25 protein-coding genes and 1 pseudogene are annotated in these 24,027 nt (G+C 43.3%); 12 read left to right on the top strand and 14 right to left on the bottom strand.

Going from position 1 to position 24,027, the window contains the following annotated elements:
* Both BN1067_RS20280 and BN1067_RS16345 read right to left on the bottom strand, forming a co-directional pair.
* Positions 1 to 241, bottom strand: a pseudogene (locus BN1067_RS20280) (IS5/IS1182 family transposase); the annotation flags it as partial.
* A 312-nt stretch (positions 242 to 553) separates the two neighbouring features.
* Positions 554 to 847: a hypothetical protein gene (locus BN1067_RS16345; protein WP_053219895.1), complete on the bottom strand. Its 294-nt coding sequence runs from the start codon at positions 845 to 847 to the stop codon at positions 554 to 556.
* A gap of 442 nt (positions 848 to 1,289) precedes the next feature.
* Between BN1067_RS16345 and BN1067_RS16340 the strand changes: the two genes are divergently transcribed.
* From BN1067_RS16340 to BN1067_RS16330, 3 genes are all read left to right on the top strand, one after another.
* The gene (locus tag BN1067_RS16340) at positions 1,290 to 1,598 is read left to right on the top strand and encodes a hypothetical protein (protein ID WP_053219894.1); all 309 of its coding nucleotides are present in this window, start codon (positions 1,290 to 1,292) and stop codon (positions 1,596 to 1,598) included.
* Positions 1,599 to 1,671: 73 nt separating this feature from the next.
* Positions 1,672 to 2,973, top strand: a complete 1,302-nt coding sequence (locus BN1067_RS16335) for a cytochrome ubiquinol oxidase subunit I (RefSeq protein ID WP_053219897.1) — start codon at positions 1,672 to 1,674, stop codon at positions 2,971 to 2,973.
* A 21-nt stretch (positions 2,974 to 2,994) separates the two neighbouring features.
* Positions 2,995 to 4,038 (top strand): cytochrome d ubiquinol oxidase subunit II, encoded by a 1,044-nt coding sequence (locus tag BN1067_RS16330; RefSeq protein ID WP_053219893.1) that lies wholly within the window; start codon positions 2,995 to 2,997, stop codon positions 4,036 to 4,038.
* A 58-nt stretch (positions 4,039 to 4,096) separates the two neighbouring features.
* Here BN1067_RS16330 and leuD read toward each other — a convergent pair whose 3' ends face one another.
* From leuD to ilvE, 8 genes are all read right to left on the bottom strand, one after another.
* Positions 4,097 to 4,678: a 3-isopropylmalate dehydratase small subunit gene (gene leuD, locus BN1067_RS16325; protein ID WP_053219892.1), complete on the bottom strand. Its 582-nt coding sequence runs from the start codon at positions 4,676 to 4,678 to the stop codon at positions 4,097 to 4,099.
* 10 nt (positions 4,679 to 4,688) lie between these two features.
* Positions 4,689 to 6,113, bottom strand: a complete 1,425-nt coding sequence (gene leuC, locus BN1067_RS16320) for a 3-isopropylmalate dehydratase large subunit (RefSeq protein ID WP_053219891.1) — start codon at positions 6,111 to 6,113, stop codon at positions 4,689 to 4,691.
* Between the two features lie 32 nt (positions 6,114 to 6,145).
* Complete coding sequence (gene leuB, locus BN1067_RS16315; protein ID WP_053219890.1) at positions 6,146 to 7,252, bottom strand: 3-isopropylmalate dehydrogenase; 1,107 nt, start codon at positions 7,250 to 7,252, stop codon at positions 6,146 to 6,148.
* Positions 7,253 to 7,295: 43 nt separating this feature from the next.
* A complete protein-coding gene (locus BN1067_RS16310) occupies positions 7,296 to 8,834 on the bottom strand; it encodes a 2-isopropylmalate synthase (protein ID WP_053219889.1) in 1,539 nt (512 codons plus the stop codon).
* On the bottom strand, positions 8,821 to 9,855 hold the full coding sequence (gene ilvC / locus BN1067_RS16305; protein WP_053219888.1) for a ketol-acid reductoisomerase: 1,035 nt from the start codon (positions 9,853 to 9,855) through the stop codon (positions 8,821 to 8,823). Before ilvC ends, BN1067_RS16310 begins: the two co-directional genes overlap by 14 nt.
* 56 nt (positions 9,856 to 9,911) lie before the next feature.
* On the bottom strand, positions 9,912 to 10,436 hold the full coding sequence (ilvN, locus tag BN1067_RS16300) for an acetolactate synthase small subunit (protein ID WP_053219887.1): 525 nt from the start codon (positions 10,434 to 10,436) through the stop codon (positions 9,912 to 9,914).
* Positions 10,433 to 12,154, bottom strand: coding sequence for an acetolactate synthase large subunit (gene ilvB / locus BN1067_RS16295; protein WP_053219886.1), 1,722 nt, complete (start codon positions 12,152 to 12,154; stop codon positions 10,433 to 10,435). The genes ilvN and ilvB overlap by 4 nt, the downstream gene beginning before the upstream one ends.
* Before the next feature lie 390 nt (positions 12,155 to 12,544).
* Positions 12,545 to 13,453: a branched-chain-amino-acid transaminase gene (gene ilvE / locus BN1067_RS16285; protein ID WP_053219884.1), complete on the bottom strand. Its 909-nt coding sequence runs from the start codon at positions 13,451 to 13,453 to the stop codon at positions 12,545 to 12,547.
* 817 nt (positions 13,454 to 14,270) lie between these two features.
* Here ilvE and BN1067_RS16280 point away from each other — a divergent pair.
* Together BN1067_RS16280 and BN1067_RS16275 are read left to right on the top strand one after the other, a co-directional pair.
* Positions 14,271 to 14,471, top strand: coding sequence for a cold-shock protein (locus tag BN1067_RS16280; protein ID WP_053219883.1), 201 nt, complete (start codon positions 14,271 to 14,273; stop codon positions 14,469 to 14,471).
* Positions 14,472 to 14,653: 182 nt separating this feature from the next.
* Complete coding sequence (locus BN1067_RS16275; RefSeq protein ID WP_053219882.1) at positions 14,654 to 15,121, top strand: DUF6884 domain-containing protein; 468 nt, start codon at positions 14,654 to 14,656, stop codon at positions 15,119 to 15,121.
* A gap of 37 nt (positions 15,122 to 15,158) precedes the next feature.
* On the opposite strand, the gene BN1067_RS16270 is transcribed toward BN1067_RS16275, so the two are convergent.
* Positions 15,159 to 15,680 carry a GNAT family N-acetyltransferase gene (locus BN1067_RS16270; RefSeq protein ID WP_053219881.1) on the bottom strand — a complete coding sequence of 174 codons (522 nt, stop codon included), beginning with the start codon at positions 15,678 to 15,680 and terminating at the stop codon, positions 15,159 to 15,161.
* A 246-nt stretch (positions 15,681 to 15,926) separates the two neighbouring features.
* Here BN1067_RS16270 and BN1067_RS16265 point away from each other — a divergent pair, with 246 nt between their 5' ends.
* From BN1067_RS16265 to BN1067_RS16250, 4 genes are all read left to right on the top strand, one after another.
* A complete protein-coding gene (locus BN1067_RS16265) occupies positions 15,927 to 16,787 on the top strand; it encodes a manganese catalase family protein (RefSeq protein WP_053219896.1) in 861 nt (286 codons plus the stop codon).
* A 191-nt stretch (positions 16,788 to 16,978) separates the two neighbouring features.
* Positions 16,979 to 17,935 carry an AAA family ATPase gene (locus BN1067_RS16260; RefSeq protein WP_053219880.1) on the top strand — a complete coding sequence of 319 codons (957 nt, stop codon included), beginning with the start codon at positions 16,979 to 16,981 and terminating at the stop codon, positions 17,933 to 17,935.
* Positions 17,932 to 19,131, top strand: a complete 1,200-nt coding sequence (locus BN1067_RS16255) for a DUF58 domain-containing protein (protein ID WP_053219879.1) — start codon at positions 17,932 to 17,934, stop codon at positions 19,129 to 19,131. The genes BN1067_RS16260 and BN1067_RS16255 overlap by 4 nt, the downstream gene beginning before the upstream one ends.
* Positions 19,128 to 20,093, top strand: coding sequence for a hypothetical protein (locus tag BN1067_RS16250; RefSeq protein WP_053219878.1), 966 nt, complete (start codon positions 19,128 to 19,130; stop codon positions 20,091 to 20,093). Before BN1067_RS16255 ends, BN1067_RS16250 begins: the two co-directional genes overlap by 4 nt.
* A 33-nt stretch (positions 20,094 to 20,126) precedes the next feature.
* Here the strand turns inward: BN1067_RS16250 and BN1067_RS16245 are convergent.
* Positions 20,127 to 21,289, bottom strand: a protein-coding gene (locus tag BN1067_RS16245) for an IS3 family transposase (protein ID WP_110943291.1) whose coding sequence is annotated in 2 segments (ribosomal slippage) — positions 20,127 to 21,013 and positions 21,013 to 21,289 — 1,164 coding nt in all. Because the reading frame shifts where the segments join, the coding sequence is not laid out codon by codon here.
* Positions 21,290 to 21,396: 107 nt separating this feature from the next.
* On the opposite strand from BN1067_RS16245, the gene BN1067_RS16240 reads away from it, so the two are divergent.
* Positions 21,397 to 21,609 carry a hypothetical protein gene (locus tag BN1067_RS16240; RefSeq protein WP_053219877.1) on the top strand — a complete coding sequence of 71 codons (213 nt, stop codon included), beginning with the start codon at positions 21,397 to 21,399 and terminating at the stop codon, positions 21,607 to 21,609.
* A 176-nt stretch (positions 21,610 to 21,785) separates the two neighbouring features.
* Here BN1067_RS16240 and BN1067_RS16235 read toward each other — a convergent pair whose 3' ends face one another.
* Positions 21,786 to 22,289: a GNAT family N-acetyltransferase gene (locus tag BN1067_RS16235; RefSeq protein ID WP_053219876.1), complete on the bottom strand. Its 504-nt coding sequence runs from the start codon at positions 22,287 to 22,289 to the stop codon at positions 21,786 to 21,788.
* A 172-nt stretch (positions 22,290 to 22,461) separates the two neighbouring features.
* On the opposite strand from BN1067_RS16235, the gene BN1067_RS16230 reads away from it, so the two are divergent.
* Both BN1067_RS16230 and BN1067_RS20530 read left to right on the top strand, forming a co-directional pair.
* Positions 22,462 to 22,695 (top strand): phage holin, encoded by a 234-nt coding sequence (locus tag BN1067_RS16230; protein WP_053219875.1) that lies wholly within the window; start codon positions 22,462 to 22,464, stop codon positions 22,693 to 22,695.
* Between the two features lie 14 nt (positions 22,696 to 22,709).
* Positions 22,710 to 23,834 (top strand): N-acetylmuramoyl-L-alanine amidase family protein, encoded by a 1,125-nt coding sequence (locus BN1067_RS20530; protein ID WP_053219874.1) that lies wholly within the window; start codon positions 22,710 to 22,712, stop codon positions 23,832 to 23,834.
* An 11-nt stretch (positions 23,835 to 23,845) separates the two neighbouring features.
* On the opposite strand, the gene BN1067_RS20265 is transcribed toward BN1067_RS20530, so the two are convergent.
* The coding region (locus BN1067_RS20265; protein WP_234400717.1) for a hypothetical protein at positions 23,846 to 24,027 on the bottom strand (182 nt) is incomplete at its 5' end.

The raw sequence follows: 24,027 nt of genomic DNA, 5'->3' as shown, positions 1-24,027 counted from the left end.
CATCGATAGAATAAATCATTTTACGGACGTTCTTGGAACGGCTATGCAATACTTCTTGAGGGGATGTTTGATTGTATCGAGCCTTGGTGTGTGTCGCATCAAGGATGAGAGACTTCGATTGAATCACGCCTTTCTCAAGAGCGATCTCTACGGTTTTTCCCATCAGGAGATCTAAAAGGTTGATGTCTTTCAGACGTTTACGACGGAAGTAAGCTAATAAGCTGGGATAAATGTCCTTCGGGTCTCGAAGGCATGCGCATGCAAGGTGCGATGGCGATTTTCACAGCTAAATGTAAAACGAATCGTTAAACTAATGAAGGAATAGAGGGCACAAATCACTTGAAATTAGATAAAAAGCGGTCTGTATGGAAATCAAATTCCATACAGACCGCTTTTTTTTAAAATTCTACTTTTTAAAGACCTTCAGTTTTTCAGTGGCCTCGCAAAATATCGCTGGTTTCTTTTTTTATATATTGGGGGGAGTTTATTTAATCATCGGGGAGTGGCTAACATAAAAGATGTGCCATCCCCGTGTATTTCTGTTTTGTGGCTGCTATTTATGAAAATCTATGTTTTCCACAACAATTTGTTCAGGGTCCCAATCAGTGTGGGGGTTCGTATCAATCAACTCAGCGGTAACCTGTTGTCCGACCTGAAAATGGTCAGGATTTTGAACCAAGATGGGATTTCCATCGATATAAAGCAATTGTTCTTCTTTTTCTATCAAAGTTACTTCACCTTCGACATCTATCTTTTCAGCGTCATCTTGCTGTTGACAGCCTGTGAAAGCCACTAACATGATTGATACCATCACAACTGTTCGAAATGATGTTTTAATAAGATTCATGGGTTCAATCTCTCCTGCTGCGGGTTATTGTTTTTAATTGTTACCCTGCCGTTCGAGCGGATAAACCTACTGATACGTTGTCTTTTGTATAGGAATAGAAGAGGAAACAATCCATAAGAGTTTTAAAAGGGGAGGTAAACTCTGATTGCTTCTAGAAACTGGAACGTTGTTTCCTCTTAATAAATAAGACGATTTTCTTCATAGGTTTGTTTCATTTTTTTATGATTAAAAAGAAAATTTTTTCAGGGAGGTTGGAAATTTCGGTAGCCAAGTGTACTTCTCCAACTTTTGTATGGGAAGGCTCGCAAAACAGTGGGGTTTCTTTTTTTATATAGCATGAGCCATATGCATAGAAGTGTCTCGTTGTGGGCAGATTACTAGAGATATTTTGGTAAGACTTGAGGTGGAAGCTTGTCAGTTCTCAAAAAGGAGTGCACGTCATATGAAAGCAAAAATATTATTACTCACATTTCTACTGGGGTTCTTGGGGTCAGTCCCCGTTTTTGCTTCCCCGGAGGAAGCGGAAGAATCTGGTGGAGAACATAATTGGGAACGAATGGATACAGAGTATGAGACCATTCCAATCGATACCCATACATATACTGTTTGGCGTAACTTTATCCGAAAAACTCGCGAATGTGAAATTTCCCATCGAGTGAAGACAGATGTCTGGTATTGTGACCTGCATCACCATACGCGCAGTGCTTCCACTATCGAAGAGGTCATTCACAGTGAAAGGCACAGCCATTAATTTTCCAAGATAAAGATCGTTGGAAAATTCGAAAGGGGGAAGCTTTGTGGATCATTTAGAAACAGCCAGGGCAATGTTTGGAACTACAATGGCTTTTCATATCATTTTCGCTACATTGGGTGTCGGTATCCCGCTCATGGTTTTGTTTTCCGAACTATTGTATCAGAAAACCAAGGATCGGGACTTTGCTGTAATGGCGAATCGCTGGACAAAAGGATTTGCTGTTTTGCTCGGGGTTGCCATACCCTCCGGAACCATTGCCGGGGTACAATTGTCCCTGCTGTGGCCAGGGTTTATGGAAGTAATCGGTGAAGTAATGGCCCTTCCTTTTCAAATTGAAATTTACGCCTTTTTTGTGGAAGCTTTGTTCATGTCGATCTATGTATATGCTGCCGATCGAATTTCTCCATGGATGAGGATAGTGAGCTTGTGTTTGGTTGCCTTGGGAGCAGTTGCATCCGCTATTCTTATTACGAATGTACATGCATTCGAAGGGACGCCTGCAGGGTTTCGCATTGAAAATGGGGAAATAGTCGATGTCGATCCATGGGCAGCTTTCTTTAATCCGTCCTTTTTTACGACGGCCGGACATGTAGTGGTGTCGGCTTACACTACTGGTGGGTTTGTGATTGCCTCGATTGCCGCTTTTAAAATGCTGAGACAGCCTCCAGGAAGCAGAGTACGCAGATTCCACCAAAAAGCTTTACTGTTGGGGTTGACAGTAGGTGGGATATTTTCTTTGCTCACCGCATTAAATGGACATCAATCTGCACAGATGCTGCATGAATACCAGCCTGAAAAACTAGCTGCGGCAGAAGGGCTGTTCGAGACACAGGACTATGCTCCGCTGGCTATTGGAGGTTATACCGATAGGGAATCAGAAGAGGTAAAATGGGCTATTGAAATTCCATGGGCACTTAGTTTTTTGTCCGGAAATCGATTTGATACCGTCGTGCAGGGGTTAAATGATTTTCCGGAAGAGTGGTGGCCTCCGTTATATGTGCATACGTTATTCAATGCCATGGTGGGGATTGGTTCGCTGTTGATCCTTATTGCAGCAGCCGGACTTGTTTGGCATAAATTTTTCAAAAAGCGTTTGTTCCCCAAACCTTTGATGGGCTTATTTGTAGCCTCGGGACCTTTGGCTGTTTTAGCGATCGAATTTGGCTGGATATTTGCTTGTACCGGACGGCAGCCTTGGGTGATTTATCGGATGATGACGACAGAAGACGCTGTTACAGGCTCTAGGCAGCTGGGGGTGCTCTATCCGATATTCGGCCTTGTCTATGTCATTCTTGGTATTGCGGTCATCCTTGTATTGCGGTTTTATTTTAAAAAGCATCCGGTACAGGATGCAATTGACTTACGGGAATAACAGTAGGAAGGAGGGGGCTTCATGTCGGATGTGTTAATAGCGATTACGGTTCTTTGGGGTTTCATTTTTATCTATTCGGTCATGGCTACCATGGATTTTGGGGCAGGCTTCTGGTCGATGGTATATATTAATAAAGAAAAGACCAATGCGACAAATATAGCAAACCGTTACCTTTCGCCTACATGGGAGGTTACCAATGTTTTTATCGTGGCGATTGTGGTAGCGTTGTTCAGCTTTTTTCCCGGAGCTACATTCACGTTGGGAACGGTTCTTCTATTACCGGGCAGCATCATCCTTCTTTTACTGGCCATACGAAGCGGCTTCCTGGTTTTTTCCCACATAGCAGAAGAATATCGGAAGCCGTTGACGTATATTTCCGGTATTACTGGGTTTATGATACCAGGTTTGCTGATCATGGTGCTTCCGGTAACCCATGGGAATTATATCGAGGTCCAGAACGGGGTGGAACAGTTGCTGATTGGGGAATTGCTGACAAGCTATCATGCCTGGTCGTTTATCGGTTTTGCTGTGAGTAGTACCTTGTTTTTGTCATCACTGTTACTGGCAGATTTTTCAAACCATGCAGATGAAAAAGAAGCTTACAAAATTTATCGACGTGATGCCCTTTTGTTAGGACCGGTTACATTAATAATGGCGCTCCTGGTTATGCTTACGATGCGATATGAAGCTGTATGGCTTTATCAGGGTATGATGGAGCTCCTGCCATTTTTGCTTGCATCTGTGTTCGCTTTTTTACTGGCCGGGATTTTCCTTTACCTTCCTGTAGGCAAGCGAAAAATGGGGTGGCCAAGACTGGCAGTCATCGTCATTGTTTTGCAGTATTTACTTGCCAGCTATGCGTATGGAAGAGCTCACTTGCCTTATCTCGTTTACCCGACGATGACCATTGAGGATGGCTTTACCAATCCAAATGCATTCCGTGCGCTGTTTGTTTCATATATCTTTGGTTTCGCTATTTTGTTCCCTGGATTTATTTATTTTTGGAAGTTGTTTATGAAGGATAAGCGCTATGCAAAACAACAAAAAGGCGGGTATGGAAACTAAACAAATAAGACCTGCCTATAGCTTTTTATCAGGCAGGTCCGTGCTATTCTCTTACTTGTCAGTGAGCTGATTCGTAATTAGCGATATCTTCTTCATGAGTAAGCGTTACAGCGATCTCATCCCATCCATTAAGAAGCATCTCCTTCTGGTAGTTCGGCAATTCAAAGGTGGCTTGAAACCCTTGTCCGTCTGATACGAGCTGTTTCTCCAAATCAACCGTGAGGAAGTATCGCTGTTGTTCCGCTTTTTTGATTAATTCCGCTGTTTCCTTTTCCTTTAATCGGATAGGGAGAATACCATTTTTGGTACAATTGTTATAAAAGATATCGGCGAAACTTGGGGCGATAATTACTTTAAATCCATAATCCTGCAATGCCCAAGGGGCGTGTTCACGTGAGGATCCGCAGCCGAAATTTTCACCTGCCAGCAGTACCGAAGCTCCGCTATATTTCTTATCGTTCAAAGAGAAATCCGGTTTTTCATTCCCATCCTCTGTGAATCGCCAGTTATAGAATAAAAATTTGCCAAATCCTTGACGTTCTATCCGTTTTAGAAATTGTTTCGGGATGATTTGATCCGTATCGATGTTTGCTCTGTTCAATGGGTAGACTAATCCTTCATGCTTTTTTATCGGTTCCATCTTATCCCTCCTATGAATGCAACGTTGCTTCGGTAAATTTTCGGACATCGACAAAGTGGCCTTCTATGGCGGCTGCTGCAGCCATCTCAGGGCTGACAAGATGAGTCCGTGCTCCATTCCCCTGACGTCCTTCAAAGTTACGGTTGGAGGTGGAGGCACAACGTTCTCCCGGAGGAACAACATCATCATTCATAGCAAGACACATACTGCAACCAGCCTCACGCCATTCAAATCCCGCCTGGGTAAATACCGTATCCAGTCCTTCTGCCTCGGCAGCAGCTTTGACACTGAACGAGCCTGGTACAACGATTGCTTGAACACCAGGGTGTACCTTCTTGCCTCTTATAACATCTGCAGCTCTTCTCAAATCGCTTAACCTGGAATTGGTACAAGAACCAATAAATACGTGTTCGATTGGAACGTCAGCAATCGGCTGGCCGGGCTGAAGTCCCATATATTGTAATGCCCGTTCGATTTCTTCCTTTTTGCTTTCAGTCTCAGCGTGTGCTGGATCAGGAACTGCTTCACTTACAGGGATGCACATTCCTGGGTTGGTACCCCATGAAACTTGGGGTTCTATTTCATCTGCCTCAATTTCGACTACTGCATCATATTCAGCTCCAGGATCTGTGGCCAGTGCTTTCCATTCCTGTGAAGCCGCCGCAAATTCTTCTTCATTCTGAGGAACGTGTCGCCGTCCCTTTAAATAGTCTACGGTAGTGTCGTCAGGGCTGATTAACCCGGCGCGGGCTCCAGCTTCGATAGACATATTACATACGGTCATGCGTTCCTCCATCGTTAAATTTCGTATTGCTTCACCAGTATATTCAATGACATAACCTGTGCCAAAGCGGACGCCAAACTTGGCGATGATTCCCAAAATTAAATCCTTGGCAGTAACTCCTTTGCCCAGCTTGCCGTTTACCTGGACATTTAAACTTTTTGGCGGGGCTTGCCATAGCGTTTGTGTTGCCAAGACATGTTCGACTTCACTTGTGCCGATTCCAAAAGCCAATGCGCCAAATGCTCCATGTGTGGAAGTATGACTGTCACCGCATACGATTGTTTTTCCTGGCTGAGTTAAGCCAAGTTCCGGTCCGATAACATGAACGATACCTTGATCCGGATGATCGATATCTGCAAGGGAAATACCAAACTGGCTGCAGTTTTCCTTCAATGTTTCCATTTGCTTTTTGGAAATGGCATCTTTGATTATATTACGATGAATGGTAGGGACGTTGTGATCCATTGTAGCGTACGTGAGTTCAGGCCTGCGTACTTTCCTTTTTTTCATTCTAAGCCCTTCAAAGGCCTGAGGGGAGGTCACTTCATGAACCAAGTGCAAGTCGATATAAAGTAGATCTGGTTTATCTGGTTCCTGATGGACGACATGCCGTTCCCATATTTTTTCAATAATCGTTTTGGGTTTGCTCATTTTATCAACTCCTTACATTCGAGTTTTTGATATTATACATAACAATTTAAAATACTGATGGTTGCGCTTTTTGATTTGATCAATTCGACGATTAAATCAGTTATTTCTTTTGTGCCGACCTTCTGGCCATTTTCGATTTGTAAATCGGCAGTATGATAGCCATCATCCAGTACGGACTGTACAGCTGTTTCGATCAACTGAGCCTCATCATCCATTTGAAAGGAGTGTCTCAACATGAGTGCAGCTGATAAAATCGTGGCTAAAGGATTGGCAATACCTTTTCCGGCAATATCAGGAGCCGAACCGTGAACCGGTTCATAAAGCCCGACACCGGCTTCGTTTATGCTGGCAGAAGGGAGCATCCCCAGCGAGCCGGTTAATACGGAAGCCTCATCGCTTAGAATGTCGCCGAACATATTTTCTGTTACGATGACATCGAAAGCGTCAGGATTCGTAACGAGCTTCATAGCAGCTGCATCGACAAGCATATGCTCCACCGTCACTTCTGGATATTGTGTTCGTTTTTCCTCCACAATTTCTCTCCAAAATTTGCTGGACTCCAATACGTTTGCTTTGTCGACCGAAGTCAGGTGTCCTTTGCGGAGTGTGGCACTTTGAAAAGCTTTATCGACAATTTGAACGATTTCATCTTTTGTGTAAGCCAAGGTGTCCACAACAGATTGGCCGTCACTACTGCGTTCACTCGGTGTGCCAAAGTACAATCCTCCGATAAGCTCTCTTACAATAAGAAGGTCGCTGCCACTAACTACCGACTCTTTTAGAGGTGATGCATGCAATAATTTAGGAAATGCTTTTACCGGTCTCAGATTTGCAAACAGGTTCAGCGCTTTTCGGATCCCAAGCAATCCCTTCTCAGGGCGGAGGTGGGAGGGGAGACCATCCCACTTTGGCCCGCCTACCGCGCCGAGTAGTACAGCGTCCGCCTGTTTGCACGCAGTGATCGTTGATTCCGGAAGGGGAGTGCCGTGCATGTCTACAGCACAACCACCGATATCATGCGTTTCAAACGTGAAGCTGTGATCAAATTCTGCTGAAACTGCTTCCAGCACATCTTTGGCTGATTGGATGACCTCTGTGCCAATTCCGTCTCCAGGAAGCAGGACAATATGTTTTTTCATTGAAAAATCCTCCTGTCTCAGTTTGTTGTAAAAATCTGGATGATTACACCGTTTCCTGAACGACTGCTTGCTTATTTAGAAACACTCTGTTTACAGCATTAAGGAAAGCATGGGCAGCGGCTTCCAATACATCTTGTGCAGATCCACGTCCACTTACTGATACATCATTGACCGTCATATTGACATGGACCTCTGCTAAAGCATCCCTGCCTTTTCCGATGGAGCTTAAATGAAAATCAGTAAGGTGGATTTGTTCTTTGACCAGGGACTCAATAGTGTTGTAGAGTGCTTCGACGCTTCCTTGGCCAGTTCTGGCTGTTTCCACTCTGGATCCGTCTGGTGTCGTAAGGGCTACTGTTGCGGTTGGCATGTTGGACGATCCATATTGAACCTGAAAGGCTTGTAAACTATATTTTTTAACGTCGTCTATATTTGTCTGTACATCGATTAAAATGGTAAACAGGTCATCATCCGTTACTTCTTTTTTACGATCTGTCAGCTGCTTGAATGCTTGGAATGCTTCGCTAACCTTCTCGTCGGCAAGCTTGTAGCCCAGTTGTTCAACTTTATCTTTAAAGGCGTGCCGACCTGAATGTTTGCCTAATACGAGATTGTTTGACTGTACACCGACGAGTTCGGGAGTGATGATTTCATAGGTCGAAGCGTTTTTTAAGACGCCATCCTGGTGAATGCCTGATTCGTGTGCAAAAGCGTTCCGTCCGACCACAGCTTTATTTGCAGGTACTGCCATTCCGGTGAATTTGCTGACGAGATCACTCGTACGCTTGATCTCTTTCAAATGTAAGTTAGTATGGTAAGGATATTTATCTTTACGGATATTCAACGCCACGGCAAATTCCTCGAGTGCGGCATTTCCGGCTCTTTCGCCGATTCCATTAATGGTTCCTTCTATCTGGGTAGCACCGTTTTCTGCTGCAGCCAGTGAATTTGCTACTGCCATGCCCAAATCATCATGGCAATGAGCAGATAGAGCAACTTGGTCGATATTTGGCACATGGTTTGTCATATACCGGAATAATGCACCATATTCTTCAGGAGTTGTGTAACCAACTGTATCCGGCAGGTTAACAACCGTTGCTCCTGCATCGATCACTTTTTCAATGATTGTTGCCAGGAATTTACGGTCAGACCGGGTGGCATCCTCCGCAGACCATTCCACATGCGGGAATTTCTTTTTTGCATAACTCACCATCTCGACCGCAGTCTGGATCACTTCTTCCGGTGTTTTCTTTAGTTTATGGGTCATATGAATAGGGGAGGTGGCCAAAAAGATATGCAGTCGTGGCTCATCTGCGTCCTTTAATGCCTCCCAAGCAATATCGATGTCGGATTTTTTTGCTCTTGCCAAACCGGTCACTGATGTATTCTTGATAGTGCGTGCAATATTTTTCACTGCTTCAAAGTCGCCTTTGGAGGAAGCGGGGAATCCCGCTTCCATAATATCCACACCAAACCGTTCCAATTGCTTGGCAATTTCCAGCTTTTCCAGTTGATTTAGATTGACCCCGGGCGATTGTTCGCCATCCCGCAAGGTAGTATCAAAGATTCTAATTGGTCCCATGTGTAACCACTTCTTTCTTTTTTGCGTTCAGTGGCTGTTTGACAAATGGCATTAATTCACGAAGCTCACGTCCTACCTTCTCGATCGAGTGGTTGTTTTCCTTAACATTGATCGCATTGAACTGCGGACGGTTCGCCTGGTTTTCCAAAATCCAGCCTTTGGCAAAAGCGCCAGTCTGGATATCGGAAAGTACTTCCTTCATCCGGGCTTTAGTATCTTCGTTTACAACGCGGGGACCCGAAACGAAATCGCCCCATTGAGCAGTATCGGAAATCGAGTAACGCATGTTTTCCAATCCACCTTCATACATCAAATCCACAATAAGCTTTAATTCATGCATACACTCAAAGTACGCTACTTCCGGCTGATATCCGGCTTCGGTAAGGGTTTCAAATCCAGCTTTCACAAGACTGGTAAGACCACCGCAAAGTACTGCCTGTTCTCCAAACAAGTCTGTCTCTGTTTCTTCCTGGAAGGAGGTTTGCAAAATTCCGGCACGGCCGGCACCAATACCTTTTGCGTAAGCCAGGGCCGTCTGTACGGCTTCTCCTGTGGCGTCCTGATAGATGCCGTACAATGCTGGAACACCCGCACCCTCCTGGAAGGTTCTCCGGACAAGATGACCTGGACCTTTCGGGGCAACTAGAAAAACATCGACATCTGCTGGTGGCACGACCTGGTTAAAATGAATATTAAAGCCATGAGCGAATGCTAATGCATTGCCAGCGGATAAATTCGGTTTGATGCTTTCTTCGTAAACTTTCGGTTGCAGTTCGTCTGGAAGTAAAATCATTACGACATCAGCTTGGGCAGTTGCATCTGCAACGGACTGAACATCCAAGCCATCCTCGACCGCCTTATCCCATGATTTCCCTTTTCTCAGGCCGACAACTACGTCAAAACCGCTTTCCCTTAAATTCAGAGCATGTGCATGCCCCTGGGATCCATACCCGATGATCGCAATCTTCTTTGCTCTTAAGCTTTCTTCGTGAATATCGTTGTGATAAAGTACTTTTGTCATTTGTAAACATCCTTTCGGTCCTTTTTTTTTGTATAAAAATTGGCTGCTACCAACATTTATCTATTTAATAAAGAATAGGAGGGGAATTCCATCGTTTGCGGTTGGTGTCCCCGTAAAAAAGCAGTCATTCCGGTCCGCGCGATTTCTTTAATTCCATAAGGGCGGAGCAACTCGATCAGTGCTTCGATTTTTTCCGGTTTTCCTGTCACTTGAATAGATAAACTATCTTTTGATACATCGATAATCGATGCCCGAAACGGCTCGATAATTCCTTGAAGTTCGTTTCGGAGTTGGCCGGCAGAAACGACTTTTATCAATGCCAATTCCCGTGCCACGATGGCGTTATCTGTTATATCGGAGACCTTCAGTACATCAATTTGTTTGTTCAACTGTTTCGTCAGTTGCTCCAATTTCTGGCTGTCTTCCACCTCGACTACCAACGTCATTTTGGAAATACTGTCTATTTCCGTCCTGCCAACAGAAATACTTTCAATGTTAAACTGGCGTTTTTGCAATAATCCGGTAATCCGGTTTAGAACACCGCTACGGTTTTGGACAGTGGCTGTTATAATACGTCTCATGGTTTCACTCCCAACATTTGATGAAGTCCTTTGCCTGGAGCTATCATCGGATACACGTTTTCCTGCTGAAGTACCCGGCAATCCAGAACAACAGGACCATTGTAATCAATCACTTCCGGAAGCAAATTGACTAAGTCTTCCTGATTATCGATTCGATATCCTCGGATCCCATAGCTGTCGGCTAGCTTGACAAAGTCCGGCTGTGAATGGAGTAGTGATTCTGAATAGCGCTTTTCATAAAAGGTTTCCTGCCATTGTCTTACCATGCCGAGTGCTCCATTGTTGACGATGATTACTTTTACCGGCAGTTCTCGTTCCTGCAGAACGGAAAGCTCCTGGAGGGTCATTTGGAAGCCTCCATCACCTACTATGGCTACTACGGTTTCGTCCGGTTTTGCCAGCTGGGCGCCTATTGCGGCGGGAAAACCGAATCCCATTGTACCGAGACCGCCGGATGTGACCCATTTATCCGGTTTTTCGAAAGCGTAATACTGTGCAGCCCACATTTGATGCTGGCCAACATCTGTCGTGACAATGGCATTACCTTCGGTGACTTTATGGACTGCCTCAATCAGCCATTGCGGAACCATCTCTTTCGTTGGATTTTGATACCAAAGCGGGTTTTCTTTTTGATAGTTAGATAGATGTTCCAGCCACTCATCATGCTTAGCCGTTGACTCGACATGATAAGAAAGTGACTGCAATGCTGCTTTGGAATCAGAAACGACCGGTATTTGGGTTGTTACGTTTTTGCCGATTTCAGCAGGATCGATATCGATATGTGCAACGGTTGCCTCAGGTGCAAAATATTCCAGATTTCCGGTCAATCGGTCATCGAAACGGGCACCGACATTAATCAGTAAATCACACTCATATAGCGCCCTGTTCGCGGTAAATGTTCCATGCATCCCAGCCATTCCTAATGAAAGGGGATGGGTTCCGGGAAAACTGCCTAGCCCGAGCAAAGTTGTCGTGACAGGGAGGGAGTGGTATTCGGCAAATTCTCTTAAGTCATCCGATGCTCTCCCGAACAAGACACCGGCACCAGCAAGTATTACGGGTCTTTCCGCAGTTTCCAATGCGTTTGCAAGTTTTTTGATTTGCAGAGGATTTGGTTTTATATTCGGTTGGTAACCAGGTAGTTGGAACTCGTCGTCGTATTCCTTTTCACAGGGATTAGCCGAGATATCTTTTGGAATATCGACTACGACTGGTCCAGGTCTCCCAGTAGTGGCGATATGGAAAGCTTCTTTCACGATCCTCGGCAGGTCACTGATATCCTGGACTTGATAGTTGTGCTTGGTAATAGGGGTAGTAATGCCCATGACGTCTGCTTCTTGAAAGGCATCTGTTCCAATCACCCCTCGGGCAACTTGCCCGGTGAACACTACAAGGGGCAAGGAATCAATCATAGCGTCAGCGATCCCTGTAACCAGGTTGGTTGCTCCTGGTCCCGAAGTGGCGATGACAACCCCTGGCTTCCCGGATACACGTGCGTACCCTTCGGCAGCATGGATGGCCCCTTGCTCGTGACGGGTGAGGACATGATTGAATGAATCTTTCGCTCTGTAAATAGCATCGTAGATAGGAAGAACAGCTCCCCCGGGATAGCCGAATAAGGTTTCTACCTTCTCTTTTATCAGTGATTCAACAAGTAAATCTGCTCCTGTTTTTGTTTCGGTTCGGGGCGCTGTACCCGGCTTTGTTTCTACTTTCACCTTTGAATCCCTCCAATATAAAAATGAATTTTGGCAATTTTCAAATGATACATTATAAAAAAAGACCCTTTCTTCCGCTGATAGACTGCGCTTGTGCAGAATATCAGGGGAGAAAAGGTCTTTTTCACGGTACCACCCTGTTTTACAGCCTTCTTACGAAGACTGCCTCGGGAAGCAATGAGATTCATCCATTGCTCCTTTTGATAACAGGCAAGATTCAAACTGCCTGTTCAAGCCTACTTAGCATCCTGTTCAGCCTGACACTCGGGGACGATGTCAGAATAAGGTGTATTTCCGGGCTTCCAGCAACCCCGGCTCTCTGTGAATACAGGTTCTTATTCCTTTGTTCCCGTCATCGATTTATGGTTATTCAGTTTAAAGGAACGATTTTTAACTAACAACCGCTTTGTTATCAACTTCCGGATAACACTTTATACCATCTTGCGTGACGGCATTTCTAAATTCCTTCAATAAATGATTGGTTACCTTTCCTGGTTTCCCGTCATTGATCTTTCTGCCGTCAACTTCGACGACTGCAATAACTTCTACTGCTGTTCCAGTCAGAAAGACTTCGTCAGCAACATAGACGTCATGCCTGGTAAAAGGTGTTTCCTTTAAGGTATAGCCATTTTTCTCGGCAAGATCGATGATGGCATTGCGCGTGATTCCTTCCAAAGCTCCAAGGTAGACAGGAGGTGTGAAAATGGTACCGTTCTTTACAATAAAGACGTTATCTGCTGAACCTTCTGTCACATAGCCCTGGTCGTTAAGCATTAGTGCTTCATCGACTCCTGCCTGATTAGCTTCCAATTTTACAAGTATATTGTTTAAATAGTTGAGTGATTTCACTTGCGGACTCAGTACATCCGGGCGATTTCTTCGACTGGCCACTGAACCTACCCTTAGACCGCGCTCATAAAGTTCTTTTGGAAAAAGAGCGAGAGCTTCCGCGATTACTACAAGGCGCGGTTCTGAGCAGTTGGATGGATCTAATCCCAGATTGCCCTGGCCACGAGAAACGACCACACGGATATAAGCATCTTCAAGCTGATTCTTGCGGATGGTGCCGACAATAATCTGTGTCAACTCCTCCTTGGTGTATGGGATTTCCAAAAGAATGGATTGGGCAGATTCGTAAAGTCTTTGCAGATGTTCGTTCAGTTTGAAAATGTTACCGGCGTATGCACGGATTCCTTCAAATACCCCGTCTCCATATAAAAAACCATGGTCATAAACGGAAACAACTGCTTCTTCTTTTTTTACGAATTTGCCACTTAGAAATATCCATTGACTACTCATACTCAACCACTCCTTTCTTGTTAAAATTTAAATTAAGTTATCTTATTTTGCGATGGTGAAAATGGGGTGGACCGACGTCCGTGTTAATTGAAAACAGCTTTTGCAAGCCCGTCATTAAAAAGTTTTTCCAAGCTTTATTTATTTCGTAAAGGCTAGGATTGACGACAATAATACAACCATTTACAGGGAAGGTCAACAGGTAAATCACAAATATTCTGATAGTTTTGATAAATCAGAAAATCGGTAAGCGCTTACAATGCTTGTTTGTCAATAAATCTGACAAAGTAATTTTTTTTCTAAAATTTTTGTTATCGTGCTTGTATTCCTTATAAGTAGACAATCATAAAAAATAAAATCGATAAAAAAGGTTCGACTTCAAAAGATAGAAGATTCTGGGGAGAGGTAGTCCAGTTGGCAGACCCAAAAAGTTTCTTATTGGAAAGGTTTCCGAATAGCAGGATTTTTTCTTTTATAAACGATTTGAGCTTATAACAATCATAGAGGATAATCTTTTCTAATTAATGGTTAAGGGGAATGCTCATTTAGTAGTAGTATTCTTTGATGATCATGTGCTTGGTTTCCTATTACCGACAGCTGGATCAAAGCCGTCTTTGTTGGAATTATTGATAGCGATTAAGAAAAATTTTATCAAACATAGCCAAAAGACTTGGAAATGTTTGATGGATTTGTTATTATAATATTAGCTATTTTGTTCGTGACCGCTTCAAGTAATTGAAACGCCAACATTCTTTGTTGAGGGAAGAGCAAGAATAGTAATACATGTGTGTGGAAGATCCACACAAGGAGGAAAAGTTTCATGGCACAAGGAAAAGTAAAATGGTTTAACGCAGACAAAGGTTTCGGTTTCATCGAAGTAGAAGGACAAGACGATGTTTTTGTTCATTTCTCTGCTATCCAAGAAGAAGGTTTCAAAACACTTGAAGAAGGTCAAGAAGTGACTTTTGATGTAGAAGAAGGAAACCGTGGACCACAAGCAGCTAACGTTGTAAAAAACTAATATAGCTGATTATAAGAAAAGGCAAACCTTCGAGGTTTGCCTTTTTTCACGTTCTAAAAGAAAACAGAGCAGGGGAGGAAGCCCTTCAAACGAGAATGTATTGGGGATAAATCCGCCCAAATAAACTATATCGTTGAAGCAGCGAAAAGGCAGAATCCAGGCTGTCAAAGGAGTGGGAAAGAATGAAGCAATTGTGCATCATTCCGTGTGGAAGGAAAAAGATATGGGACAAACAAGCTGAGACAGGTCCTGTTACGGCTAAAGAAGCTTACATTGGCACCTTTCATCGGTTGTGTGAGGCATATGCTGATCATTTTAAAATAGATTGGGTTGTATTATCTGCTAAGCATGGATTCCTTTTTCCGTCTGATATTGTTCCTGAAAATTACGACTTAACTTTTAATCATAAGAGCGATCAAATTGTTACAAAAGCATATTTGGCTAGTCAGGTCAAAGCAAAGCACCTAGATGTTTACACACAACTAATTGCACTTACCGGGAGAAAGTACAAGCCGTTTATCTCAGCTGGTTTTTCATCTGTAAGTCCAGATATAAATTATCCGCTTGAGGGCTGCACAGGAATTGGGCATATGCAGCAGCGTTTAAAACGGGCTGTGCAAGATGATGTCCCAATCCACCCTGTCTATTGACTTCAATCTTTTCAATAGTTAGATGGGGGCATTTTATTCATGCTTCCCATTCCCTTCGGAGTAGACTCATCTCATAGTAACTCCAAAAATCATCGTTTATTTTTCTTGCCTCCCTGATTAATCCTTCCTTCTGAAATCCTGCTTGCTCATAAGTTTTGATGGCAGGAATATTGAAATCGAATACTCCAAGACTCACCCTATTCAATCCTAGCTCTTGAAAGGCGAGCTCTAATAGTGGTTCAAGCATCCTTTTTGCCACTTTCTTACCTCTCGCCTGTTCGGGAACGAAAACTTTGCCGATTCTGCCGGTTAAATGGTTGTAATCAATCCGTCCAAGTGAAATGTGTCCGATTATTCGCCCGCTATCCACATTGATGGCTTTAAATACATAAGCGTCTGCGGCCTCCTTATTTGCACTTTTTATGTATTCGGATAACTGAGCATAGGTCAGTGGGTAGCTGAAAGCTGGTCCACTCCACTGCATTGCCAATTCAGGAGAATTGATCCAATTGATTAGCAGATTAAAGTCGTTTTCTGTAAAATACTCAAGCTTTATCATTTTCTTCCTCCATTCTCTCTAGTAAATTCATTGTAATAGAGAAGGCAGTATTCTGAAACCTAAAATAGGTAACCTGTATCAACTGCGGTAAACTGAATCGCAACTAGTCTTGTAAACGGTCTCAAGTTGGAAATACTTTGTTGCGAGTAAAAAATCGACCATTCCATTCACCTTTTTCGTACGGGATGAATACCTAATAAAGGAGGGCACTTACCTACCAAAACTGACATTAAGGAAGTGAATAAATTGTTCTATCATGTAAGGGAGTTGCAATATCGTTCAAAGCCTGACTGTCCGGATCCTGTATATGCCAGAAAACTTCAGGAAGTGTTAGGCGGACAGTTTGGAGAGATCTCTGTTGCGTTGCAATATTTGTTTCAAGGTTGGAATACAAGGGGAGATGGAAAGTATCGCGATTTATTAATGGATACCGGGACTGAGGAACTTGCCCATATTGAAATGTTGGCCACAATGATTGCCAGATTGTTAGATGGGGCGCCTGATGTAGAACTGGATGAAGCTGCTCAGAACCCGGTGGTAGCAGCAATTTTAGGAGGATCGAATCCTCAACATGCAATTGTCTCTGGTCTTGGTGCGATGCCTGCTGATAGTGTCGGGAACCGCTGGACAGCAGACTATATCATCGCTAGTGGCAACCTTCTGGCTGATTTTCGTGCTAACCTGAATGCAGAATCTCAAGGCCGGCTGCAGGTTTGCCGTCTGTATGAAATGACGGATGACCGCGGCGTGAAAGATATGTTATCCTGGTTGATTGCCAGAGATACTATGCATCAAAACCAGTGGCTTGCTGCGATAAGAGAGCTTGAATCAAAAGAAAACATCGTCGTGCCTAGCACGTTCCCTCGTAATCTTGAAAAACAGGAAGTAGCTTATACACTGTTCAACTTTTCCGATGGAAATGCCAGCGCAGAGGGACGATGGGCCCACGGTCCGAGCATGGACGGATGCGGAATGTTCAATTATGTAGAACATCCAGTACCATTTGGAAAAAGGCCGAAGCTTCGTCCAGCACCACCGTATATTTACAATACCCCGTTGTTCGCCATGCGTAATTCGGATGATTTTCCAGATCCAAGCATGAAGTAATCTGCCTTAACAGGCAGATTTTTTTATGGAGTTTACGCTCCATTTGTACAGCACGATCCTTCTTGGAAATAGAAAGGGATTAAGCTGCGGCTAGATGGACAGGGATATCTTATTGAAAATTTTGTCGATTTCGACCTTTTTTCTGGATGGAAATGATAAAATATGTAAAAAGAAACAAGGGGGGACGTTTGATGTCATCTTTGTCATCAAAAGTAGAGAGCGTTAAAAAGGAAATCGGAAAGGTCATTATCGGTAAAGATCTGGCTGTAGAGCTACTGTTTACCGCATTGCTAGCCGAAGGGCATATTCTGCTGGAGAGTATTCCGGGATCTGGAAAAACAAAGCTTGCGCGTAGCTTTGCAACAATATTATCAGGAGATTTTCAACGAATTCAATTCACACCGGATGTACTGCCAAGTGATGTCACAGGTATCCAGTTTTATAACCCGAAAACACAGGAGTTCGAACTAAGGACAGGCCCGGTTCATACCAATATTTTGCTAGCTGATGAGATCAATCGGGCGACTCCGAAAACCCAGTCCAGCCTTTTGGAGGCTATGGAAGAGAAACAGGTGACTGTAGATGGAAGGACTGTTCCTCTTCCAATCCCTTTTTTGGTCATCGCTACACAGAACCCTGTGGAAAGTAACCACGGCACCTTCCCATTACCAGAAGCACAATTAGACAGGTTTTTGTTTAAGATTGATATGGGGTATCCGACATTAGAGGAGGAGCAAGAGATTCTCGATACATATAGAGGGGGCGAACCTTTTGCTGATTTACAAAAAGTTATCGATATAGAAGAATTATTGACTTGGCGAAAGCAAGTAAAACAGGTAACAGTCTCACAAGCTGTTAGGGATTACCTCCTGAGTTTAGTTAGAGGAACAAGGGAACATCCGGAAATTGAGTTAGGAATAAGTACTCGGGGAGCGCTGGCTTTGATGAGGGCGGGACAGGCTTATGCGATGCTACAGGGCAGAGGGTACGTGAACCCGGCAGACATCAAATTGCTCACACCGTATTTATTTGAGCATAGACTTGTGTTAAACATGGAAGGGTCTATCCGTAAGACGCCAGCTCAAGTAATGAAAGAAGTAATTGGGCAAATAGACGTTCCGGTGGAATCAGGAGAGCCTGTATCATGAAGCTTGAAAAAAGAATCGGTGATCAGTTGAATTATGGTTATGAATTAATGGTCATCCTGGTCATCATCCTTTTTGTTTTCAGCATTGTTTTCAATCGTCCGTTGTTATTCGCATTGATCGGCATGATGACAGCTTATTTGTTCATCAACAAAATATATGAAAAAAACATAGGTAACCGGTTGAAGCTCGAAAATCCTTCAAGGAGCATCCGTTTGTTTCCTGGTGAAAAGAGTTCCATTTCCTTTTCATTCACTAATCCTTCCCGGTTACCGATTGTAAATGGAAGATTGTATTTTGCTGTCGATGAAATAGTGGAAGGCGTAATGGATAATGAGGAAAGTGGCTCCTCCCGGAAGTATGGTATGCCGTTTTCGATGGCTAGAAAAGGGAAAACGAATGTCATATTTCCATTCAAAGCAAAACAAAGAGGGACGACTAGGATACATAACATTCACTATCAATTTCCTCATCTTACAGGTTTTGATTCCATTCTCTTGAACTTTACAGGATTTTACCGTACGGAGTTGATCATCTATCCTGAGCCTGCGCCGATTCGTGGAGTGGAAACCGTTTTTGTTCAGGCACCAGGGATCCAGCGCACCATATTTTCTCCATTCGAAGATACTATGGACGCGGTCGGTGCACGGGACTATGTTCGTTCTGATTCTTTTTCGCGAATTCATTGGAAAGCTACTGCAAAAACAGCAAAGCTTCAAACCAAGGTTTATGAACGAAATCTGGATTTTACTTGGGTCATGGTCGTCAATTTACAGGAAACGAGCAGGCTGGGAAACCGTTACTTTACTACATCGATGGAAGCGATTCTTTCCCAAGTCACGTATTTGTGCCATGTAGCTGTACAAAAAGGATACCCATTTGAAATCTACCTCAATTTGCAACGGCCTGGCAGAAAACGATTTTTCTCCATTGAAGCTGGAAGTGGGAAATCACATTTGAAGGAAGCGTTGGAAATGCTGGCAAGAGTGGATACCCAGTATAGGCTGAAAACGTCGGATGAATTGCTTCACTTTGTAGATAATCATATGTACAAGCAGAAATCCGTCGTGTTTTTCGGAGAGATGGACGAGGCGGCCAGAAGTTATGCAAACCGTTGGAGTAATCAGGGGATGCCGGTTTTCTATGTGGAAGAAACAGATGGAACAGGAACGATGCAAACTTGGGGTGGTTATCGATGAATCATGCGGCACTTACAATTACGCGTATCTATCAGTTTGCAAGTGAGGTTATATTGATCTATTTGCTGGCGGTACCGTTATTTTTTGTTTTTCATTTGCAGTATTCGTTTTGGGATTATTTTCTCCTGGTAGGAGTTCAATTAGCTGCCGGCTTGCTGATTGTCAGGTTTACTCCGGTGATTGGTGCGTTTATTGGCCTTGCGGCTATCATCACTGTATTGGCTGCTACCTTTTTTCCTATCCCGTGGCTGGTTGCGATTATGACAGGAGCAGTATTTTGCTGGAGATTCCTGAAGCACCAGGAGGATGCTGATCATCAGCATGAAATAACCGTACTTGGCTTAAGTTTTTTTCTTCTATCCATCTATTTACTGCTTAGTAACGACCATGTATTTTTGGCAATTGCCCTTGTCCAGTTTTTACTCGTTTTGACGGGTTATTTGCTTCGCAATATCGTGAGCATGGAAAAGGATCGGGGGTTTGGAGTTTCTGTCATAAGCGGAACAGTTGGGGTATTTGTTTTGGCTGGGTTGGTTATTGCCGCTTTGTACAATGGTTTCAGATCCGTATATTTACTCGTCGGAAGGATCCTGTCTTACTTAGCGGGAGGGACCGTTGAGGCGTTGCTTGGTCCATTTAACATGGAGATGGAATGGCAAGAGAATGAACGTAATGGAAACAATGTGGTAGAAGATCAGGGGGCTTCTGATCCAATAAAAAACCCTCCAGAGGATCTCAATGGAGAGGCAATGAACCGCGTATTCCATCTGATCGAATGGGTCCTCATTATTGGTGCAATCGTTGTCGTCATCTGGATCGTCCTTAAGATTTATCGGAAGCGGATGCCTGTTGAAGCGGCTGACAATTCATACTCGATGGTCACCTATGAGACGATTCCCCATGAAGATCGACGAAAAGGCTGGCGTTTTTTTAAAAGAAAGAAACCGGAGATGGATAATTGAACTGACCCAGCAAAACGGGACAAGAAAAAACACCTATGCTGCTATAGTCCTGAATTCTACAGGACTGTGGCAGTTTAATTTTGAAAACGGTCGTATGTAGTTGTAATAATACATGTAAGATTCTACTTTTTCTAGTACAATAGAGTTTGTAAGGAGCACTCTATTTTGAGTGTTGAATTCTTCCGACTTTAGCGAGGAATGGAAGGATTCGATTACGGCATTATCAAAGCAATTTCCTTTTCGGGACATGCTTGTGGTAATGCCTTTTTCTTTAGCCAGTTCCTGAAAAGCATAAGAGGTGTACTGAGCACCCTGGTCACTATGCAGAATAACTTCATGAGTTTCTCTTCCTTTACAAGCAGCTTCTAATGTATCTAACACAAGCTTAACATCTTGGGTGTCACTAACTTTATAGGCCATGATTTCGTTATTATACAAGTCCATTATGGTTGATAAATAAAGCATTTTTTCTCCATAAGGCAAGTAAGTGATATCTGTAACCCATTTTTGATTAGGTCGGTCCGTCTTAAAATCCTGTTTGAGAAGGTTTGGTACCACAAACTTGCTTTCACCAGCAATGTAAACCTTTCTTTTCACTTTCACTTGGCATTGAAGGTTATACTTTTGCATGATTTTTTGTACTGTCTTTCGGTTCACCATCATTTTGTAATCATTTTTGAGAATACCCCTTACGTTTCGATGTCCCACCCTAAATGAAAGACTTTGACAAATACCTATAACTAATTGATGGAGAAGGGGCAACTCAGCTGATATCCTCTCCTTCCAACGATAATAAGTTGACCTTGGAATCTTGAAGCATTCACAAATAGTAGTGATCGTGTATTTCTCTTTATAAGCTTCTACGACTTCAACGAATACTTCTGGAACCACTTCCTTTCGATTTCTTGGTACTTTCCCGACAATTCATCTCGCATTTCATAATACTTCACTTTTTTCCTTAACTGATTTATTTCACTATCATCATCAGGCCCTTTTCCAAAAGCATATTGTTTTCCAATTGGTTGAGCCAACCTGTGCTCCTCTCCATTCCTAAACCATTTCGTCCAGGTTTTGATCTGTGTCTCATTTTTAATGCCAAACTTCTCCATAATCTCCTTGTTCGTGAGTTCTCCAGAAAGCTTTAAGCGTATAACTTCTCTCTTGATTTCTTCAGGATAAACCATCTTCTTTCCCATAACAAAAACACCTCCAAATGTCGATAAATACTTTTATACGACTCTGGGGGTGTTTTTTCCTGTCTCATATTATTGGGTCACTCTATAATGAAGTTCGTCAGGTTTTTATGGATTTTGAGCTATTTGCCGCCAAGATTGGATTTGGCAGAAAACGGTTTGAGTCGATAGAGGACTGGTTCCGGAGAATAGATTTAAAAGAAAGTGATACCGAACTTTATCAACGGGTCCGTTATGGAGAAGAGCAGTTGGAAGAAGAGAAAATAGCGCAATTTAGAGATGAGATAGAAGTGTTGAGAGTTCGTTTGCAGGAAAGGCTTTAGAAATCCGGTTTTTCCTTCATGGAAACGGGAGGAAAGATTCTGTCTCAGGTGCAGGAGTAACCGGTAGGAGAGAAACAGCAGCCTAGCCGGAAAAGAGAAAGTGTTGGTTGGATCATGTTTAACTGATGGGACTGCCTGGAAGTATTTATTACTTTCCGGGCAGTTCTTTTTTATATTCACTTCTCTGTACTTGCTAGCGCCTGCTCCATGACAATAAATTCAATATTGTTATTCATGAAAACCCCCTTAATCAGGAAGCCAGACCGTTTATAGACGGTTACGGCCCGCTGGTTGAAAGCTGCTACGGTCAATCGTATAACACTTGGTTGAAAGTTGCTGCTGGCAAATTCAATACCTTTGTTTAAAAAACTTACTCCATAGCCTTTGCCGGTCAAATCTGGACGGAGTCCGAGTCCGATATCGAGAGCTTTTCCATCATAAAAGCCTTCTTTTGCCCCTGAAGGTACTTGGGCACTTTCTCCAAAACAGTAATACCCTATCAGCGACTCATTGAATAGAACGCCAAAGTAGGAACCATTCAATAGCTCCTTGAGTAGAGAAGGGCTGCCATCATGATTATATAAATCATACGGTTTTCCATATTTCCAAGAGGAAATTTCCCGGGCTTCCACCTCTTCTACCGATTTGATTGTTACTGGTAATCCTCCATTTAAACTCATAGCACCATCCTCCAAGTATTAGCAATTATAACAGAGAACCATCCCTTTTGTACCGTAGATGAATGCGGATTTCATAAACACTCTAGCAACTGCCGTGTCCAACAATGCTTGTTTTGATTCTAATAATAGTAGAATCATTTGCTTTCATCCCACGTACTGAGGAGGTGACAAAATGGATAAAGGTACATGGATAAGGACAGTCATATTGGCTTTAGCACTGGTAAACCAGGTGCTTGTCATGTTCTCTAAGTCTCCGCTTCCAATTGACAATCAAATGGCAGAGCAAGTGACCGCCAGTATTTTCACGATTGTCACTTCCGTGCATGCATGGTTTAAAAACAATTATGTAACCCAGAAAGGAAAGCAGCAGCGGGAAGTTCTAAGGAAAAATGGTCTATCAAAGTAAAGGAGGATGGATAAGTGGCACCTGTATTAATGATTGATCCAGGCCATGGAGGAAAAGACGCAGGCGGAGGTACCAATCAATATTGGCAGGAAAAGGATCTCAATTTGCAAATATCGTTATATCAGTATAACCGATATAAGGAACTAGGTATTCCTATTGGCATGACGCGAATGAAAGACGAAACCCTTACTCCAGAGGAAAGGACAAGGCGGGTAAAAGCAAGTGGTGCCAAATATTGTCATTCCAACCATATCAATGCAGGCGGAGGGGATGGAGCGGAAGTTATCCATTCCATTTACAGTGACGGCAAAATGGCAAAGATGATAGGAGAGGAGTTGAAAAAGGCCGGTCAAAATTTTCGGAGTGCCTATACTAGAACATTGCCGACCAATAGTCAGCGAGATTACTATTTTATGATCAGGGATACCGGTAAGGTCGAAACGAATATTATAGAGTACGGTTTTGCAGACTCTAGTGGTGATGATATACAGCAATTAAGGAGTAATTGGAGAGATTTTGCGGAAGCAGTCGTAAAAGCATTTTGCCAGTTTGCAGGATATCCTTATCGTTCTCCATCGTCAACCACTCAACGTATCGAAAGTGTAAAAAAACCGGAAAACAATACTTCAGGGGAGTCAGCAACAGGTAATGGTTCCGCTGGGCGGTTATTGATTCTGCCCGCTGATGCTGAAACCTGGCGTGTGTATCCACTAGGTGTTTCCCCGGTTAAAGGAAATGAAAAAGGCTTTTTGAAACCATCCAAGTTTCGTGGATTGGAATATACAATCGAAGGATCAACACAAACCCATGTTTATATTATTGAAACAGCTAATTTCGGAAGAGTACAAATCTACGCAGCTCCAAGCACAGGGGCTAAAATTGTCAATGGAAAAGACAGAGGTTCCGAAAAATCCGGCTATGCCGGTCTCAGAGCAGAAAGCAAAGTGAATAACTTGCGGTTCTATAGCCGGCCTTCCTGGAGTGACAAGTATGTTGTCAATACAATCGACAAAGGGATCGGGTTTCCGGAAATCGTTGATAAAGTAAAAGTGGGCAAAAGCTATCAGTATAAAGTCAAAAACTCGAAAGGGGATATCTATTACCTTACCGCTAACCCCGCTTTCGTTCGAATAGTATAACGACGAAAGCATTAACGAGGCAGCAACAAGGAGGGGACAAAGCGGGGACCGTAACAAGGAGAGGGACTGACCCCAAAGCTCGCTTTTATGCAAATTTTTGCAGGTTTTGCTGTTTTGGGGTCAGTCCCCGCCGTTTTTTCTTTCTCCGATTGCTGCTGAATCCATTTTAATATGGCGGGGAAAGCGGGATAAT

Origin of the sequence: Virgibacillus senegalensis, assembly GCF_000821245.2 — a bacterium.
Classification (GTDB): domain Bacteria; phylum Bacillota; class Bacilli; order Bacillales; family Amphibacillaceae; genus Sediminibacillus; species Sediminibacillus senegalensis.
This window is presented reverse-complemented; position numbering and strand designations above follow the sequence as displayed.